Consider the following 16,276-nt stretch of genomic DNA (forward strand, 5'->3'; position numbering starts at 1 on the left):
TGCGGCCCGCGAGCGCCCTTGGATCCACAGGAATAGTTTTTGTGTCAGACACCGATTTTTTTCGCCAGTTGGTGGATCATCAGTTCACCGCTGTCATCCAGCTGGATGAGACGCTGATCGTTGAACACGTTAACCCGTCAGCGGAGCTGTTGCTGATCCGTTCGGGTAAGCAGGTGCTCGGCCAGCCATTTTATGCGCTCTTTGTGAACCCGACCGAGATTCGCGAAGTGCTGATGTCGGCGGTTGATGAAGGTACCACGCTGTCGGTGCGTTCGGCGCAGTGGCAGTTGGTGCACCGTGAAGCCATGACGCTCGATTTCATGGTGACGCCTTATATGGAAGACGAGCAGCTGCATCTGATCGTCGAAATGTTGCCGGCCGATCGCGCCATGCGAATCAGTCGCGATGAGGGATTGATCGAACAGACCGAAACCACCCGCCATCTGGTGCGTGGTGTGGCCCATGAAATCAAAAATCCTTTGGGCGGTATTCGCGGCGCAGCGCAGCTGCTGGCCAGTGAATTGCCCGATGCCTCCTTGCAGGAATACACCCAGGTGATCATCGAGGAGGCCGATCGGCTGCGCAATTTGGTGGATCGGATGTTGGGCAGCCACCAGGTGCCCAATAAAGTGCCGGTCAATATTCACCAGATTGCTGAGCGGGTGTACTCGTTGCTGAACGTGGAAAGCGGCGATGAGATCGATCTGGTGCGCGATTACGATCCCAGCATCCCGGACATGGAAGCGGATGAGGCGCAACTGATTCAGGCGGTGTTGAACATCGCCCGCAACGCTCTGCAGGCGTTACTGGAGAACGACATCGTTAAGCCGACCATCACCCTGCGCACGCGCACGGTGCGGCAATTCACCATCCGCCAGCATCGGTATCGGCTGGTGGTGCGGCTGGATGTGCTGGACAACGGTCCCGGCATTCCGCCGGAAATGTTGGAGAAGATTTTTTACCCGATGATTTCGGGAAGGCCATCGGGCACTGGACTGGGATTGTCCATTGCTCAGCAGATTATCAATTATCACGCGGGCGTCATTGAGTGCGATTCGGTACCGGGTTCGACTCGTTTTAGCGTCTATTTACCTTTGGAGGGGCTCAATGAGCAGTCTTAATCGCGTCTGGATCGTCGACGATGATCGGTCGATTCGCTGGGTACTGGAGCGAGCCTTTGAAAAGCAGGGCATCGACAGCCGCAGCTTTGAAACCGGTGAAGCGCTGTTGCGCAAGATCGATCAGGATCCGCCCGATGCCATCATCAGCGATGTGCGCATGGAGGGCATCGACGGCCTGGAGCTGCTGAGCCGCATTCACGATCATCATCCTCAGGTGCCGGTTATTATCATGACCGCCCATTCCGACCTGGACAGCGCGGTGGCGTCGTTCCAGGGCGGTGCATTCGAATATCTGCCCAAGCCGTTCGATGTAGAAGAAGCCGTCTCGCTGGTCGAGCGTGCCATTGAGCACACCCGCCAAAAACAGGCGTCGGCCGAGCCAGCGCCGGCCTTGGGTAACACCGAAATCATCGGTGAAGCGCCGGCGATGCAGGAAGTGTTTCGTGCCATCGGCCGCCTCTCGCAATCGAACATCACCGTCTTAATCAATGGCGAATCCGGTACCGGTAAAGAGCTGGTGGCGCATGCGCTGCACCGCCACAGCCCCCGTCGGGAAAGTCCTTTTATTGCCTTGAATATGGCGGCCATTCCGCGCGACTTGATGGAATCGGAGCTTTTTGGGCACGAAAAGGGTGCCTTTACCGGCGCTCAGGGCCAGCGCCGCGGACGCTTTGAGCAGGCCGATGGCGGTACCTTATTTCTTGATGAAATCGGCGACATGCCGGCCGAAACCCAGACTCGATTGCTGCGCGTGCTGGCCGATGGCGAGTTTTACCGCGTCGGTGGCCACACGGCGGTTAAAGTCGATGTGCGCATCATTGCCGCGACGCACCAAAACCTGGAACACCTGGTAAAAGAAGGCCGTTTCCGCGAAGACTTGTTCCATCGCCTGAACGTCATTCGCATCCATCTGCCGCGTCTGGCGGATCGGCGTGAAGACATTCCGCGTCTGCTCGAATTCTTCCTGCATAAAGCCGCCGAAGAACTGGGCGTGGAACCGAAAACGCTGCGTCCGGAAACCGAAACTTATTTAAGCCGGCTCGACTGGCCAGGCAACGTCCGCCAGCTGGAAAACACCTGCCGCTGGATCACCGTGATGGCGTCCGGTCGCGAAGTGCTGGTGTCGGATTTACCGCCAGAGCTGCTCGATGAAACCCAGGCGCCGGTCGCCAGCGAAAACTGGGAACAGGCGCTGCGCAACTGGGCCGACCGTGAACTGGCCCGTGGAGAACGCCGTTTGCTCGATAACGCCGTACCGAGCTTCGAGCGCATCATGATCGAAACCGCACTCAAGCACACCGCCGGCCGCCGTCGCGACGCCGCCGAATTGCTCGGCTGGGGCCGCAATACGCTGACCCGTAAGATCAAAGAATTGGACATGGAGATGGAATCGCCGGTCGAAGAAGACGACTGAGCGCCATAACCCTGGCCGAAAGCCTCCAGTGACATGCACTCTTGCTGGGAATGCACTGGAGGCCAGCCCGCCAAGGCCGTAGAATAGGGCGCCTTTCTTACCGCCTGTAACAAGCCCTGGGAGCAATCATGTCCGATATTAAGAAGGTCGTTCTGGCCTACTCCGGTGGCCTCGACACCTCCGTCATCGCCAAATGGATTCAGGAAACCTACAACTGCGAGGTCGTCACCTTTACGGCCGATATCGGCCAGGGTGAAGAAGTTGAACCGGCGCGCGCCAAAGCGCAGGCGCTGGGCATCAAGGAAATCTACATCGACGACCTGCGCGAAGAATTTGTGCGCGACTACGTCTACCCCATGTTCCGCGCCAACACCATCTACGAAGGCGAATACCTGCTGGGCACTTCCATCGCCCGTCCGCTGATCGCCAAACGCCTCATCGAAATCGCTAACGAAACCGGTGCCGATGCCATCGCCCACGGCGCTACCGGTAAAGGCAACGACCAGGTGCGTTTCGAACTTGGCGCCTACGCGCTGAAGCCGGGTGTGAAAGTGATCGCGCCTTGGCGTGAGTGGGATTTGAACTCGCGTGAAAAGCTGATGGCCTATTGCGAAGAGCATTCCATCCCGGTCGACTTCAACAAGAAAGGCAAAAAATCGCCTTACTCCATGGACGCCAACCTGCTGCACATTTCATACGAAGGCGGCATTCTGGAAGATCCCTGGGCGGAAGCGGAAGAAGACATGTGGCGCTGGTCGGTCAGTCCGGAAGCGGCACCCGACAGCCCGACCTACCTGGAACTCACCTACGAGAAAGGCGACATCGTCGCCATCGACGGCAAAGCCATGAGCCCGGCCGAAGTGCTGGCCTACCTGAACAAGGTCGGCGGCGACAACGGCATTGGCCGTCTGGACATTGTCGAAAACCGTTACGTTGGCATGAAGTCACGTGGCTGTTATGAAACGCCCGGCGGCACCATCATGCTCAAGGCGCACCGTGCGATCGAATCCATCACCCTTGACCGCGAAGTGGCGCACCTTAAAGACGAGCTGATGCCCAAGTACGCCGAAGTCATCTACAACGGCTACTGGTGGAGCCCGGAACGCCGCATGCTGCAGGAAATGATCGACGCCTCTCAGGAAACCGTGAACGGCAACGTGCGCGTTAAGCTGTACAAAGGCAATGTCATCATCGCCGGTCGTCAATCCGACGACAGCCTGTTTGACGAAAGCATTGCTACCTTCGAAGACGACGCCGGTGCCTACGATCAAAAAGACGCCGAAGGCTTTATCAAACTGAACGCCTTGCGCATGCGCATTGCCGCCAGCAAAGGCCGCAGCCCGCTGAAATAATAATTGGGTTGGGAAAAAAAGGGCCGCAGATCGCGGCCCTTTTTTTGTTCATGCATTGGCTGGTTTATTTGGCATCGTCGTGCAAATACAGATCGGTATTTTTACCGACCAATTTACCCGCCCAAATCAGAAACACCCACACCAATAAACCGAACGGCAGATAACCGAAATAACCCACCAGTGGCATATCGGAAAAGATATGAATGACGTTCACAAAGGGCACGTCGTATTGCCAGTAATGCGGGTTGGTTGGGTAGCCGAGATCGGGGCGGACGCTGCCGTAGTTCCACATTTCCCAGAAGAAACCGTTGCACAGTGATGCCAGCGCAATCAGTAAGGTGGGCGACCAATCGCCTTTGGCCATTGACGCAAAGGGTGTCCAGAGATTCAACCGCTGCATCATGCCGATGATCACCGCCATCGGGCCGATCCAGATGCTCCAGAACATGCCAAAGGGGAAGAACACCAACAGGGTAATTACAATGACGCCAAAGATGATCAGGGTGTTGCCTTTGACCGTCCATTGGGGACCGTTCTGGAAACGCGCCACCAGCTTGGGAAAGCTGTTGAGCAAATTGAACCACTGCATAATGGCCGGCCAGACGGTACTGTAGGCGACCAGATACATGCACACGATCTGGGCATGTGGCAGCTCTTCCATATGGCCGTTGGGGTAATACCAGTTCGATTGCACGAAGAAGTTATAGAACTCGAAATAGCCCCAGCCAACAACCGATGTAATGGCACTGAACGCCATTAATCCCGGCTTGGTGGCGAGCAGAGATTTGCCATCGTTCTGTCGATAGTTAATGCCATCGAGCATAACGATAAAGCCCCACCACATCGGGCTGAAGGCGTAATACACCAGGGTGCCCAGCGCCGGCGGACGGGCCCACATCAGCCACCAGAAAAACAGCATCACTGCACCGCCAGCCCAGAACCACCAGGGCAGGGCTTTTTTACCCGGCGCCGGAACGGGTTCGCTGCCCGCAAAACCAAAACGTTTGGGAATGATATAGACGGCGGCGATTAGAATGGCGATGGCCGAGACGGCAATGAAATAGAACAGATTAAACCCTGGCGTACCCTCAACCTGTATTGGCGGGAAGATGCCAAAACTCGGCGGCAGATGCGTCGGGTAGGCAAACCAGGCCGCGGCGAGGGGGACCAGAAACGTCAGGAGCATCGGCCAGATCAGTGACCACTTCGAAGCGTTCATAGACTTTCCTTTTCAAAGGTTACATCCCAGTCAGACTTCAGCGTTTGCTGAGTGAATCCGACCACTTCAATAACATGCGTTTTAATTCTTCCAATTTGATCGGCTTGACCAATACGTCATTCATACCAGCCGAGCGGCAGTTATCCAAGTCATGATCAGAGGCGTTGGCGGTAAAGGCAATAACCGGGTTGCGAAAGCCTTGCTGGCGCAGGTGACGAGTGGCTTCCAGGCCGTCAATGATGGGCATCTGTACATCCATCAGCACCACATCGGGCACGTTGGAGCCAATATACCGAATGGCCTCTTCGGGTCGTTCAAAGCCAGCACAGTCGACGTTCAGCCGGCGCAACATGCCCATCAGTACTTTCAGATTCACCACATTGTCGTCAACGGCGACAATCTGCATCTGACTGAGCAGCCGATTGATTTGTTCTGGCGGTTCGATTGCCGTTGGTGCTTCCAGCAGGTGTGCCAGCCCCATGCGCGCGTAAGGGAGCAGTTCTATATCGAGGCTGTCGTTGTTGTGGTCGGATCCACTGGCGTTGCGCAGGTACCATTTAACCGCAGCGCCGGTATCGCTAAGCCGTTCGTGCAGCAGCGGGTCAAAATCTTCAGCAATGATCAGCCACAGCTGGTTGTCGGGAAACGTATCCGGCAACTGAGTCATGTTCAATTGCACGGACGGTGCAATACCGAAACGCGTCAAATCCTGTTGGATAAGTTGAGCCAGTTCATCGCTTTGATAAATCAGGCCCAGGGGTTTGGTCTGGGTCTGGGGTGTGCTGAACGGGCCGACATCCGGCAGGCGGAAATAAAAGTCGCTGCCTTGACCGGGCACACTGTTGGCACCCAGATCACTGCCCATTAAGTTAACCAGTTTGGAGGCGATGTGCAGGCCTAAACCGGTGCCACCATAACGGCGCGCGATGGACGCATCAGCCTGAGTAAACGCAGAAAAAACGCTCTGTAATTTGTCAGCATCGATGCCAATGCCCGTATCGCTGACATGGAATTCTAAATGTTGGTTATCGACGGGCCGAATGCTCAGGCGGATTTCACCTTGCTCGGTGAATTTGAAGGCGTTGCTGAGCAGGTTGGCGAGAACCTGTTTGATGCGATTTTCATCGCCGATCAGATTTCTTGGCACTTGCGTATCGACATCAATACTGAGTCGAACGCGATCGCGATTGAACGAGTTGCTGTAAAGACCGCCCAGTTCGTCAAGCGCCACATCAAGATCAAATTCTTCGTGTACCAGCCCCAGTTGATTGGCGTTTAATTTCGCCAGATCGAGTATGTCGTTGATCAAATACAGCAGAAAATTGGAGGAGGTATGAATGGCTTGAATGTGACGTTGCACTCGGGTCGGTAGACTGTATTGGTCGATGAGTTCCACTGAGCCTTGGATGGCATTGAGTGGCGTGCGTAATTCATGGCTGACGTTCGCCAGAAAACGTTCTTTAGTTTCCAGTGCCTGGTTGGCAGCCAGCAAGGCTTCTTGGGTGGCAAAAAGTCCGGCTTCCTTTTCGCGATACACCATGCCGACCTGATGACTGATCACCAGGGATAACAAGATAACTTCAATGGCAACGGCAAAGAGGCCAACGTGCTCGACAAAGAGCGTCTCAGCGTAAGGCCAGGTGGAAACCGCAATGGACATCAGACCAGGAATAAAGAAGGCGATGTTGGCAACAAGGTAATAGCGCGATGTTCGATTGCCTTGTATCAATCGAGTAACGCCAGCGCTGATGCCATAAAGCGCAAACAAACCCACGCCATAGCGTGCCAGTTCCAGTGACCAGTTGGGTTGCAGCAGCGCGATGATCCAGAACACCACAAAGAGCGCAATAATGCCCTGACCGATATGATAAAGAATGCGCGAGGTGTAGCGATTGATGTTCAGTAACACCATTACGAATGCGATGTAGGCCGGGTTTGAGGCAGCAACAATAGGGATGCTGATCAGGTAGAAATTCTGAATTTGAAACAGGTCGGAAAAAACCAGTAAGGCTGCGCCGTTATAGACAAAATTACCCCAGATAAAAATGGCGTAAAAAACGTCACCCATTCGCCGTCGGCTGAACCCTAAAACGACGTAGTAAATACCCATCGAGAAAAAGATGCCCATGCCTGCCATGGTGATGGCATTGCCAATTTTGATGGACTGCATGTAGCCGTTGAACGGGAAGAGGTGAGGCTCGGGTTCGCCAATATAGAAGGGGCTGTCTAGTCGAGTAACAACCTGATAACGACCCGCTGGTAATTCCATGACTTGTCCGTGTCGCAGAAAGATAGGATTGCGGGTTTCGCTTTGAATGCCGCCTTCGTATTCCGCAACCAGTTCGTCATTGTCGTTGAATATCCAGTGTCGATAACGACCGATAACTGACGAGTTGCGGAAGTCCAAAACAGTGTGAATCGGCTGATCCGATTGCAGCGTCATCAAATGCCAATCGACGCCGCCATCCCAGCGGATGGTCAGGTCGGTCTGGTAACTGCGCAGCGTTTGCGCATCGAGCGGCTGCGCTTGCCAGTCAGCGGGTACCGATAGCCAATAGCTGCGTGTATCTGGGGTTTGTACGTCGGCCCGGAGTGTAGACGGGAGCATTGCTGCAGACAGCAGAAACCACAGAACGAGCCAAAAACGAATAACTGAACACGGTGCCACGATGATGATGTTCCCTTTGTTACCCCAAGTCAGCCAACCCGACCGGAGTTGCGCGACATTGGCGCTGACACCGGACTCCTTGGTAGCCTTATATGACTTGTCAGAAGTTACGTTAAGCATGGTTGATATTGATCACCAAATTCCAGCCCTGGGGGCGCATAAATGTCCGCTGTGTGGTGCAACGCAAGCATTACACTGGCACCGTCGAGGCGAACGCGATTACTGGTGTTGCCAACGTTGCCAGCTCGTTAGCGTGCCTGTTCAGCAGCATGTTTCGGCCGAACTGGAAAAGGCTGAATACGATCGACATGAAAACACTCTAGACGACGTTGGCTATCGTCGCTTCTTAGGTCGCACTTTTTATACGATCACTGATCGAATGCCACCAGGCTGTCAGGGTCTGGACTTCGGCTGCGGGCCGGGTCCTGCTTTAGCCGCCATGCTTGAAGAAGCAGGATATCCGGTTGCGCTATATGATCTTTACTATCGGCCAGATAGCGAAGTTTTACAGCGCCGTTTCCATTTTATTACCTTGACTGAGGTGATAGAGCACCTGGCCGAGCCCGCAAAAGTGCTGTCACAGTTATGGCAACAGCTGTTGCCGGGCGGCCTGTTGGTGATCCAGACACAGCAGGTGAGAGACCAGGCGGCGTTTCGACAATGGCGTTACATTCACGACCCCACTCATATTGCGTTCTATGCCCCGGCAACCTTCCGCTGGATGGCGCAATGGCTGGAGGCGGCCGATTTAGAAATTGTCACAGCCGATGTCGTGGCTTTACGTAAAGCCGGAGCCTTGGGCGATGAATCAGCTTGAACGCCAACGTTTGCCCGACGGCCAGACGGTGCTGGTCAAGCGCAATGCCGCTGCGCCCGACGATTTTTACGCCGCCGAGGCAGCCGGTCTTCAGGCATTGGCCGATACCGGATGGCGGGTTCCTAAGGTTGTTTCGGTTGCCCGCCATCGTCTGGTCATAGAGGCCATTGAGTTGGGGCGGCCGCAGTCTGACAGTTGGCAGCAAGCCGGTCGCCAGCTGGCACAGCAGCATCGTTGTGTGGCTGAGCGTTTTGGGTTCTCGCTCGACACCTTTTGTGGTGATAGTCGCCAGGCCAATGACTGGTGTGACGACGGTGGGGTGTTTTATCAACAGCAGCGCTATAAGCCTCAGGTGCAGCGTGCTCGTGACGCCGGTTTATTGAGTACCCGCGAGGTGCAGTCGATCGAGCGATTGGTCGATCGGTTGCCAAGCTGGTTGCCACCCCAATCACCGGCGTTGCTGCACGGTGATCTGTGGTCGGGCAATCTGCTGTTTGATCGTTCTGGTGAGCCGGTGATGATCGATCCGGCCTGCTATTACGGCTGGCCGGAAGCGGATTTGGCCATGACCCACGCCTTTGGCGGTTTTGCCCCGGAGTTTTACCGAGCCTATCAGGCCGAAAGCCCGTTATTGTCTGGCTTTTAAGAGCGCATACCGCTGTACAACCTGTACCACTGGCTGAACCATCTGAACCTGTTCGGTGCGGTCTACCATCGTGCGGTGATGAGCGTTGTCGATCGCTACCTGGGTTGAGCCGGATTTATACGGCCATCGCCGCTATTGTGTGGTTCTGCCAGTCGAAAAAAGCCCGCCAGTCGGGTATCCTCAGCCGTCCGGGTGAGCGTCTGCCACCCGTTTCACCTTTGACTCCAAACTTTGACTCGAAACAACAGGAATCCGATGGACGCGAACTATTCCCCGGCCGCGATTGAACGCCAGGTGCAAACCACCTGGAATGAGCAACAGGTGTTCAAAGCCACCGTCGATATGAGCAAAGAGAAATTCTACTGCCTGTCGATGTTGCCGTACCCGAGCGGCAAACTGCACATGGGGCACGTTCGCAACTACACCATCGGCGATGTCATCAGCCGCTACCAGCGCATGCTGGGCAAAAACGTGTTGCAGCCGATGGGCTGGGACGCTTTCGGTATGCCTGCCGAAAACGCGGCCATTCAGAATGGCGTGGCACCGGCCAAATGGACCTACGAGAACATCGACCACATGCGTGGTCAGTTAAAGATGCTCGGTTTTGCCTATGACTGGAGTCGCGAAGTCACCACCTGTTCGCCGGATTACTACAAATGGGAGCAGTGGTTCTTTACTCGCCTGGTGGAAAAAGGTCTGGCGTATAAGAAAACCTCGGCCGTTAACTGGTGCCCGGTAGACCAGACGGTTTTGGCCAACGAGCAGGTGCACGACGGTTGCTGCTGGCGTTGTGACACCCCGGTCGAGCGCAAAGAAATGGATCAGTGGTTTGTTAAAACCACGGCCTATGCCGGTGAATTGCTGGAACAGCTGGATAACCTGACCGGCTGGCCGGAAGAAGTGAAGGCCATGCAGCGCAACTGGATTGGGCGCAGCCTGGGCGTAACGTTGCGCTTTAAATTGAAAGACAGCGATCAGTCGGTTGAGGTTTACACCACCCGTCCGGATACCCTGATGGGCGTTACCTATATGGCGTTGGCAGCCGATCATCCGCTGACCACTGCCGCCGCCAAAGACAACCCCAGTTTGCAGGCGTTTGTTGAAGAGTGTCGCCGCATGACCACCAGCGAAGCCGACATGGCGACGATGGAGAAAAAAGGTCATGCCACGGGTTTGATCGCCATTCATCCGATTTCCGGCGAAGAAATCCCGGTGTGGTCCGCTAATTTTGTATTGATGGATTACGGCAGCGGCGCGGTGATGTCGGTGCCGGGTCACGACCAGCGCGATTGGGAATTCGCGACCGCCTATGGCTTGCCGATCAAGCAAGTGGTTGCACCGGCTGAAGGCAGTGATGCGCAGGTCGACCTGAGTGTTGAAGCCTTCACCGAAAAAGGCGTGGTCGTTAATTCCGGTGAATTTGATGGTTTGAGCAGTCAGGAAGCATTCAAGAAAATAGCCGACTGGTTAGCCGACCAAGGTTTGGGTGAAGTCACCACCAATTACCGTCTGCGGGATTGGGGTGTCAGTCGTCAGCGCTATTGGGGCGCACCGGTGCCGATGGTCTATGTCGATGGCGAAGCCAAACCGGCCGAAGAATTTCCCGTGGTGCTGCCAGAAGATGTGGTCTTTGATGGCGCCAGTTCGCCGATTAAAAATAACCCGGCTTTTGAAGACACCACCCACGGCGGCCAACCGGCCAAACGCGAAACCGATACCTTCGATACCTTTATGGAATCGTCCTGGTATTTCGCGCGGTACACTACGCCGAATTACCACGACGGTATGATTGAACCGGAAGAAGCCAACTACTGGTTGCCGGTCGATCAGTACATTGGCGGTATTGAGCACGCCACCATGCATTTGATGTACGCGCGTTTTTATTACAAAGCGATGCGCGATGAAGGCCTGGTTAAAACCGATGAGCCGTTCACCAATTTGCTCTGTCAGGGCATGGTGCTGGCGGAGACTTGGTTCCGCACCGGCGATGAAGGTCGCGTCTGGGTTTCACCGACCGATGTAGAAGCCGAACGCGATGACAAAGGCAAGGTGATTGGCGGGCGTCAGATTTCCACGGGCTTGCCGGTTGAATACGCCGGTATGGCAAAGATGTCCAAGTCGAAAAATAACGGCAAGGATCCGCAGCAGGCCATCGAAGAATACGGTGCCGATACGCTGCGTTTGTTCTCCATGTTTGCTGCGCCGCCGGATCAGACACTGGAGTGGACGGAGTCTGGTGTTCAGGGTGCGCAGAAATTTTTGCAGCGTTTGTGGCGTGCAGTACACCAGCTCGTGGACGGCGGTAACGTGGATGCACTGTCCGTCGACGCTCTGAGTGACGAACAAAAAGCGCTGCGTCGGAAAACGCACGAAACCATTGCCGGTGTAACGGCGGATTTTGGCGAGCGCAAAACGTTCAACACCGCCATCGCTAAGGTGATGGAACTGCTTAACGCCGTTAACAAATTCGATGCCAAGGATGCCCAGGGCCGTGCCGTTGTCAGTGAAGCCCTGGAAACTGCGGTGCGGGTGTTATCCCCGATCGTGCCGCACATTACGCAAGTGCTGTGGAATGAGTTGGGTCATGACGGGTTAATTCTTGACGTCAGCTGGCCGCAGGTCGATGACAACGCGCTGGTCAAAGACACTCAACTCTATGTCGTGCAAGTTAACGGCAAAGTTCGCGGTCGTTTTGAAGTGGCTGCTAACACCGACAAAGCCAGTGTCGAGGCCGCGGCCATGGCTGATGAAAACGTTCAACGTTTTATCGGAGATGCGACCGTGCGCAAAGTGATTGTTGTACCGAACAAGTTGGTAAACATCGTTGCGAATTAATGCCCGGATTCAACAAGCTGTTCTGGTTGTGTTGTTCGCCGCAGCACTGAGTGGTTGCGGTTATCAACTCAAAGGCCAATTCCGGTTTGCCGAAGGACTCAGTCCCTTGGTCTGGCAGGCCAATGGTCATCAGGATGAACTGTACCTGATTACCCGCAATACCTTTGCTGTCTATGGCCTGGAATTGTCAGAACGACCAGCCGACACCTTGCTGGCCATTCATCGAGTGGACGACACCCGTGTTGAGCTGAGTGAAGCCGAGGTGTTGACGCTGGAGGTGGAGTGGAGCCTGATCAATGCTCAGGGTGTCGCGGTCATTGAACACCGTCGTACTCGATCAGAAACCCGGTTAAGTCTGAGTCCGGAAATCGACGAAGACGAAGCTCGCCTGGAGCGACAAACGTTTCTGCGACAACGCATCGCACTGCGATTGCTTGATCAATTGGAAGCCATTTCCAGCGAAGCTTTGAATCGGGCACCGGAGTCGCCCTGATGAAAATCAATGCGCAACAGTTAACGCAGCAGTTGCAGCAAGGCTTGCCGCCGGTGATCTGGATCAGTGGTGATGAGCCACTGCTGGCGTTGGAGGCGGCCGATCAAGTTCGAGCAGCCGCACGCGACGCTGGTGTGAGTGAGCGTCAGGTATTTCATGCGGACACCAGCTTTGACTGGAATGTCTTACAAGATGCCAATCAATCGATGTCACTTTTTGGTGACCGGCAACTGTTGGAAGTGCGGCTCAGCGCCAAGCTGAAAGACGATGGTCGTAAAGCACTGGTGGCATACGCCGCTAACGCGAATCCCGATAATGTATTGTTAGTTCAGTCCGATCGACTGGAAGCAGCGCAAAGCAAAGCCAAGTGGTTTAACCAGGTGATTGAACAGGGTTGGTGGTTGCCGATCTGGCCGGTAGAGCGTCATCAATTACCGGCCTGGTTGCGGCAGCGACTGCAAGCACAGGGGCTGACCATCGATGATGATGCCTTGGCATTGCTGGCCGACAAAGTTGATGGCAATTTATTAGCCGCCCGTCAGGAAATCGATAAGTTGTTGCTGCTCAGTGACACCACCACCATTGATCTTGATACCGTCATTCAGTCCGTTGCTGACAGTGCGCGCTTTGATATTTTTGATTTATCCGATGCGTTTTTAAATGGTGATTTAGCACGCAGTCAGAGAGTACTCTCTGGTCTGTCAGCTGAAGGGGTTGAAGCACCGATTGTGTTGTGGGTGTTGTCCCGTGAATTGCGCCATCTGGTGCAGTTGGCTGAGGCGCAGCAATCCGGTCAGCCATTGCAGGCGGTGTTCAAGCGACTGCGTATTTTCGACAAACGTCAGGGCCCCTATCAGCAAGCCATTCGTCGGGCGGGTCTGGATCATTGGCAGCACTGCCTGGTGCGTTGTGGCGATATCGATGCCACGATCAAAGGCCGGCGCGCGGGCGATCCCTGGCATGCATTGAGTGTGGTGATCAGTGAAGTCGCGCAGCCGGGACGCGTGCCGGCTGCGCTTTAGTAACCGATTAAGATCGGTGACTAATTAAAGGTGGTATTCGATACCGACTTTGAAGGTGCGGCCTGGGGTGTTGTAGTCGAAGTTATTGTAGCCATCATGATTTAAAACATAGTCGACATCAAAAATATTATCGACATTGGCAAACAGTTGGCTTTCATTTGTTAGGTTGTATTCGCCACCTAGGCCAATCAATACAAATCCGTCTAAGTCTTCATCACCCGACGTTCGACCATTTTCGGCTTGTACATCAAGATCAACTCCAAACCGTCCAAACTGTCTAGCCAGGAAAGCAGAACCACTCCATTGGGGCCGGTCTGCTAAGCGGTCATTGTCATCATCGCGAGCGTCAAGGTAAGCCAAAGCGAGTGCGATGTTATAAGAACCCAGTTGTTGAGACCATTCTGCTTCCACCCCCTTTAGAATGGAATCTTTATTGTTGCTTTCTTGAATAAGATTTTTAACTTTCGTGTGATAAGCGCTCAATCGCCAAGTGCCGTGGTTCGAAATTTGGCGGACGCTAACTTCAACCGTTTCTGATTCTTCGGGTTTAAGGTCAGGATTTGCATAGCCGGGATAATAAAGATCGTTGAAACTTGGCGCTTTAAACGCTGTGCCATGGCTAATAATTGCTTCGATATCTCTAAAAATAAACGTCGAAAATGCAGTGTTTCCGGTTACGTTAGTGCCATAAGCGCTGTTTTCGTCAACCCTTAAACCAGCTTGCAAACGATGATCGCCGCTTTCCAGTTGCGTTTGGGCGTAAACAGCCAAATTGTTGCGACTGTCTTCTTCATAGTTTGTGGTCGATTCGACCGAATCTTGGTAGCCGTCTGTACCAAGTATTGCGCTGAATCCGCTATCCAGTTTGTGTTGTGCTGAAACGTTGAATGTTAATCGTTCGGTTGTGAAGGTTCCGGGGAAAGAGTCTTCGGCTTCTGAATCATCAAGGTGTCGCCCAAATTCTGTCAGCAAGCTCCAACTTGGATTTAAATCATAAGCAAGATGGAGTTGAGAACTCATCAGGTTGGTGGTGCTCAAGGTATCGCTACAATTGCTGGTACAACTGGCGTCATCGTATTCTGCAATGCCCCGCGATTGATTATGAATTGCACCAAGCACCAGTGAATCTGTTATTTGTGATTCAACATTTAGATCACCTGACCATTGCTCAAAGCCATCCCGATCTTCGTTACCGTTTGATGATAAAGTGGTGCTGTCAAAGCCATCGGTCGCCAGATAATTCAGGTTGGCAGAAGCCATGATGTTGCTGGTTTGCACTCGAAAACCTGTGCCTATATTTCTGAAATTGTAGCTGCCATATTCGGCACGAAGCTCAATATCGTTACCGATTTCATTTGGTTCGTGAGTGAAAATCTGGATGACGCCACCAACACCGTCAGCACCATAGAGACTAGAGATAGGGCCGCGTACCACTTCGATGCGTTTGATGCTGGAGAGTGGTATGGCGTTTATCGTCGCGCTTCCAGTTGTGGCGCTGCCTGAACGAACGCCATCTATCAGTACGATGATTTGATTGGTCGCCGAACCGCGCATCAATAGGCTCTGTGTTGAGCCAAGACTGCCACTTGGCTTAATGGTGATACCAGCGAGACGGGAAAGCAGATCGGCCAGGCTGTCATCACCATAGCGCTCAATATCGTCCTCAGTCAGCACCGTCACCGCCGCTAACGTATTGGTAATCGGCTGCTCATAACGACTGGCCGTTACCACCACTGTATTGTCTTCAGCCAAAGCTAGAATGGGCAGGGAAATTAATCCCAATGCCAGAAGTGCATGTTTCATGGATTGATCCTTTCGTTATTCATGATTGAATAAACGAAGGCGCAAAGAAGCGCAGCGCATAATTGATACGCGCTGGTAGCCACCTTGTTGCCCTCCGCAACAACAGCGAGTGTTACAGCTTCATCAGCTTTGATGTGCTGACACATAAGGCCATCGGCCGGTCTCCGGGCTTGAGGTGTGATAAGCAGGCTTATCGGGCTAGGCGCCTTCCCACGAATAAATCGCAGTGGCTGGTTGCGTCGCGCACCTCTTACCGTTGCGGGGGCAGCATCAGCTTTGCACTGATTTCCCGTTCACCGACGGCTTTCTGTCGAGCGCGATGGTAGCGATGGGGTGGGTCTAAAACAAGCGGCCGATGCGTGTGCATCGGCCGCGAGGGGTTATTTCAAAAGCAACAAACAACCGTTGTTATTCACCCATGTAAGAGCGATACATCCAGACGGTTTTTTCCTGTTCGCGAATGTAGTCACTCATCAGGGCAGCTGTGCCTTCATCGCCGGCATCGGATGCAACGGCAAGCAAACTGCGCTGTTTGCCGATCAGCGACTGGAAAGATTCCAGAATATGACCAATGGCAACGCGGCCGTCACGGATCTTGGTGTGTTCTTCAATGGATGCTTGCTTGATGTAGTCGCTGTAGCTGTGCAGCGGTTCATGACCTAAGGTCTGGATACGCTCAGCCACTTCATCAATTTTAGTCAGCAGATCGGTATAGAGTTCTTCGAATTTCACGTGCAGCTCGAAGAAATTATCGCCCTTGATATTCCAGTGATAACCGCGAGCGTTCATGTAAAAGACCTGATAGTTAGACAGCAACTCATTCAGGCCTTTGGCCAGTTTTTCAGCGCTGGTGGTATTTAAGCCAATAGCATTAGTACTCATGATG

The 16,276-nt window shown here is 53.9% G+C and carries 11 protein-coding genes, 1 pseudogene and 1 riboswitch; of the genes and pseudogenes, 8 read left to right on the forward strand and 4 right to left on the reverse strand.

Translation table 11 applies throughout. From position 1 onward, the window contains the following. Positions 1-41: 41 nt before the first annotated feature. From glnL to BGP77_RS09695, 3 genes are all read left to right on the forward strand, one after another. Complete coding sequence (gene glnL / locus BGP77_RS09685) at positions 42-1,121, forward strand: nitrogen regulation protein NR(II) (protein ID WP_108164544.1); 1,080 nt, start codon at positions 42-44, stop codon at positions 1,119-1,121. Continuing rightward, positions 1,108-2,535 carry a nitrogen regulation protein NR(I) gene (gene ntrC / locus BGP77_RS09690; RefSeq protein ID WP_108164545.1) on the forward strand — a complete coding sequence of 476 codons (1,428 nt, stop codon included), beginning with the start codon at positions 1,108-1,110 and terminating at the stop codon, positions 2,533-2,535. Before glnL ends, ntrC begins: the two co-directional genes overlap by 14 nt. 128 nt (positions 2,536-2,663) lie before the next feature. Further along, on the forward strand, positions 2,664-3,887 hold the full coding sequence (locus tag BGP77_RS09695; RefSeq protein WP_108164546.1) for an argininosuccinate synthase: 1,224 nt from the start codon (positions 2,664-2,666) through the stop codon (positions 3,885-3,887). Between the two features lie 64 nt (positions 3,888-3,951). Here BGP77_RS09695 and BGP77_RS09700 read toward each other — a convergent pair whose 3' ends face one another. Then, on the reverse strand, positions 3,952-5,106 hold the full coding sequence (locus BGP77_RS09700; protein WP_108164547.1) for a mechanosensitive ion channel protein MscS: 1,155 nt from the start codon (positions 5,104-5,106) through the stop codon (positions 3,952-3,954). A 37-nt stretch (positions 5,107-5,143) separates the two neighbouring features. Beyond that, entirely contained in the window at positions 5,144-7,714 is a 2,571-nt protein-coding gene (locus BGP77_RS09705) for an ATP-binding protein (RefSeq protein WP_158269337.1), read from the reverse strand. A 61-nt stretch (positions 7,715-7,775) separates the two neighbouring features. Here BGP77_RS09705 and BGP77_RS09710 point away from each other — a divergent pair, with 61 nt between their 5' ends. The 5 genes and pseudogenes from BGP77_RS09710 to holA all read left to right on the forward strand — a co-directional run bounded on the left by BGP77_RS09710 (position 7,776) and on the right by holA (position 13,587). After that, complete coding sequence (locus BGP77_RS09710; protein ID WP_233252335.1) at positions 7,776-8,591, forward strand: class I SAM-dependent methyltransferase; 816 nt, start codon at positions 7,776-7,778, stop codon at positions 8,589-8,591. Continuing rightward, a pseudogene (locus BGP77_RS09715) lies at positions 8,578-9,345 on the forward strand (fructosamine kinase family protein). Before BGP77_RS09710 ends, BGP77_RS09715 begins: the two are co-directional and overlap by 14 nt. A gap of 147 nt (positions 9,346-9,492) precedes the next feature. Continuing rightward, positions 9,493-12,072, forward strand: a complete 2,580-nt coding sequence (gene leuS / locus BGP77_RS09725) for a leucine--tRNA ligase (protein WP_108164550.1) — start codon at positions 9,493-9,495, stop codon at positions 12,070-12,072. Then, positions 12,062-12,565, forward strand: coding sequence for a hypothetical protein (locus BGP77_RS09730; protein ID WP_108164551.1), 504 nt, complete (start codon positions 12,062-12,064; stop codon positions 12,563-12,565). Before leuS ends, BGP77_RS09730 begins: the two co-directional genes overlap by 11 nt. After that, complete coding sequence (holA, locus tag BGP77_RS09735; protein WP_108164552.1) at positions 12,565-13,587, forward strand: DNA polymerase III subunit delta; 1,023 nt, start codon at positions 12,565-12,567, stop codon at positions 13,585-13,587. Before BGP77_RS09730 ends, holA begins: the two co-directional genes overlap by 1 nt. Positions 13,588-13,611: 24 nt before the next feature. On the opposite strand, the gene BGP77_RS09740 is transcribed toward holA, so the two are convergent. Further along, positions 13,612-15,390, reverse strand: coding sequence for a TonB-dependent receptor domain-containing protein (locus BGP77_RS09740; protein WP_108164553.1), 1,779 nt, complete (start codon positions 15,388-15,390; stop codon positions 13,612-13,614). 137 nt (positions 15,391-15,527) lie between these two features. Beyond that, a riboswitch (cobalamin riboswitch) is annotated at positions 15,528-15,735 on the reverse strand. 63 nt (positions 15,736-15,798) lie between these two features. Next, on the reverse strand, positions 15,799-16,275 hold the full coding sequence (locus BGP77_RS09745; protein ID WP_199224303.1) for a Dps family protein: 477 nt from the start codon (positions 16,273-16,275) through the stop codon (positions 15,799-15,801). Between the last annotated feature and the right edge of the window lies 1 nt (position 16,276).

Origin of the sequence: Saccharospirillum sp. MSK14-1 (assembly GCF_003054965.1) — a bacterium.
Taxonomy (GTDB): Bacteria; Pseudomonadota; Gammaproteobacteria; order Pseudomonadales; family Natronospirillaceae; genus Saccharospirillum.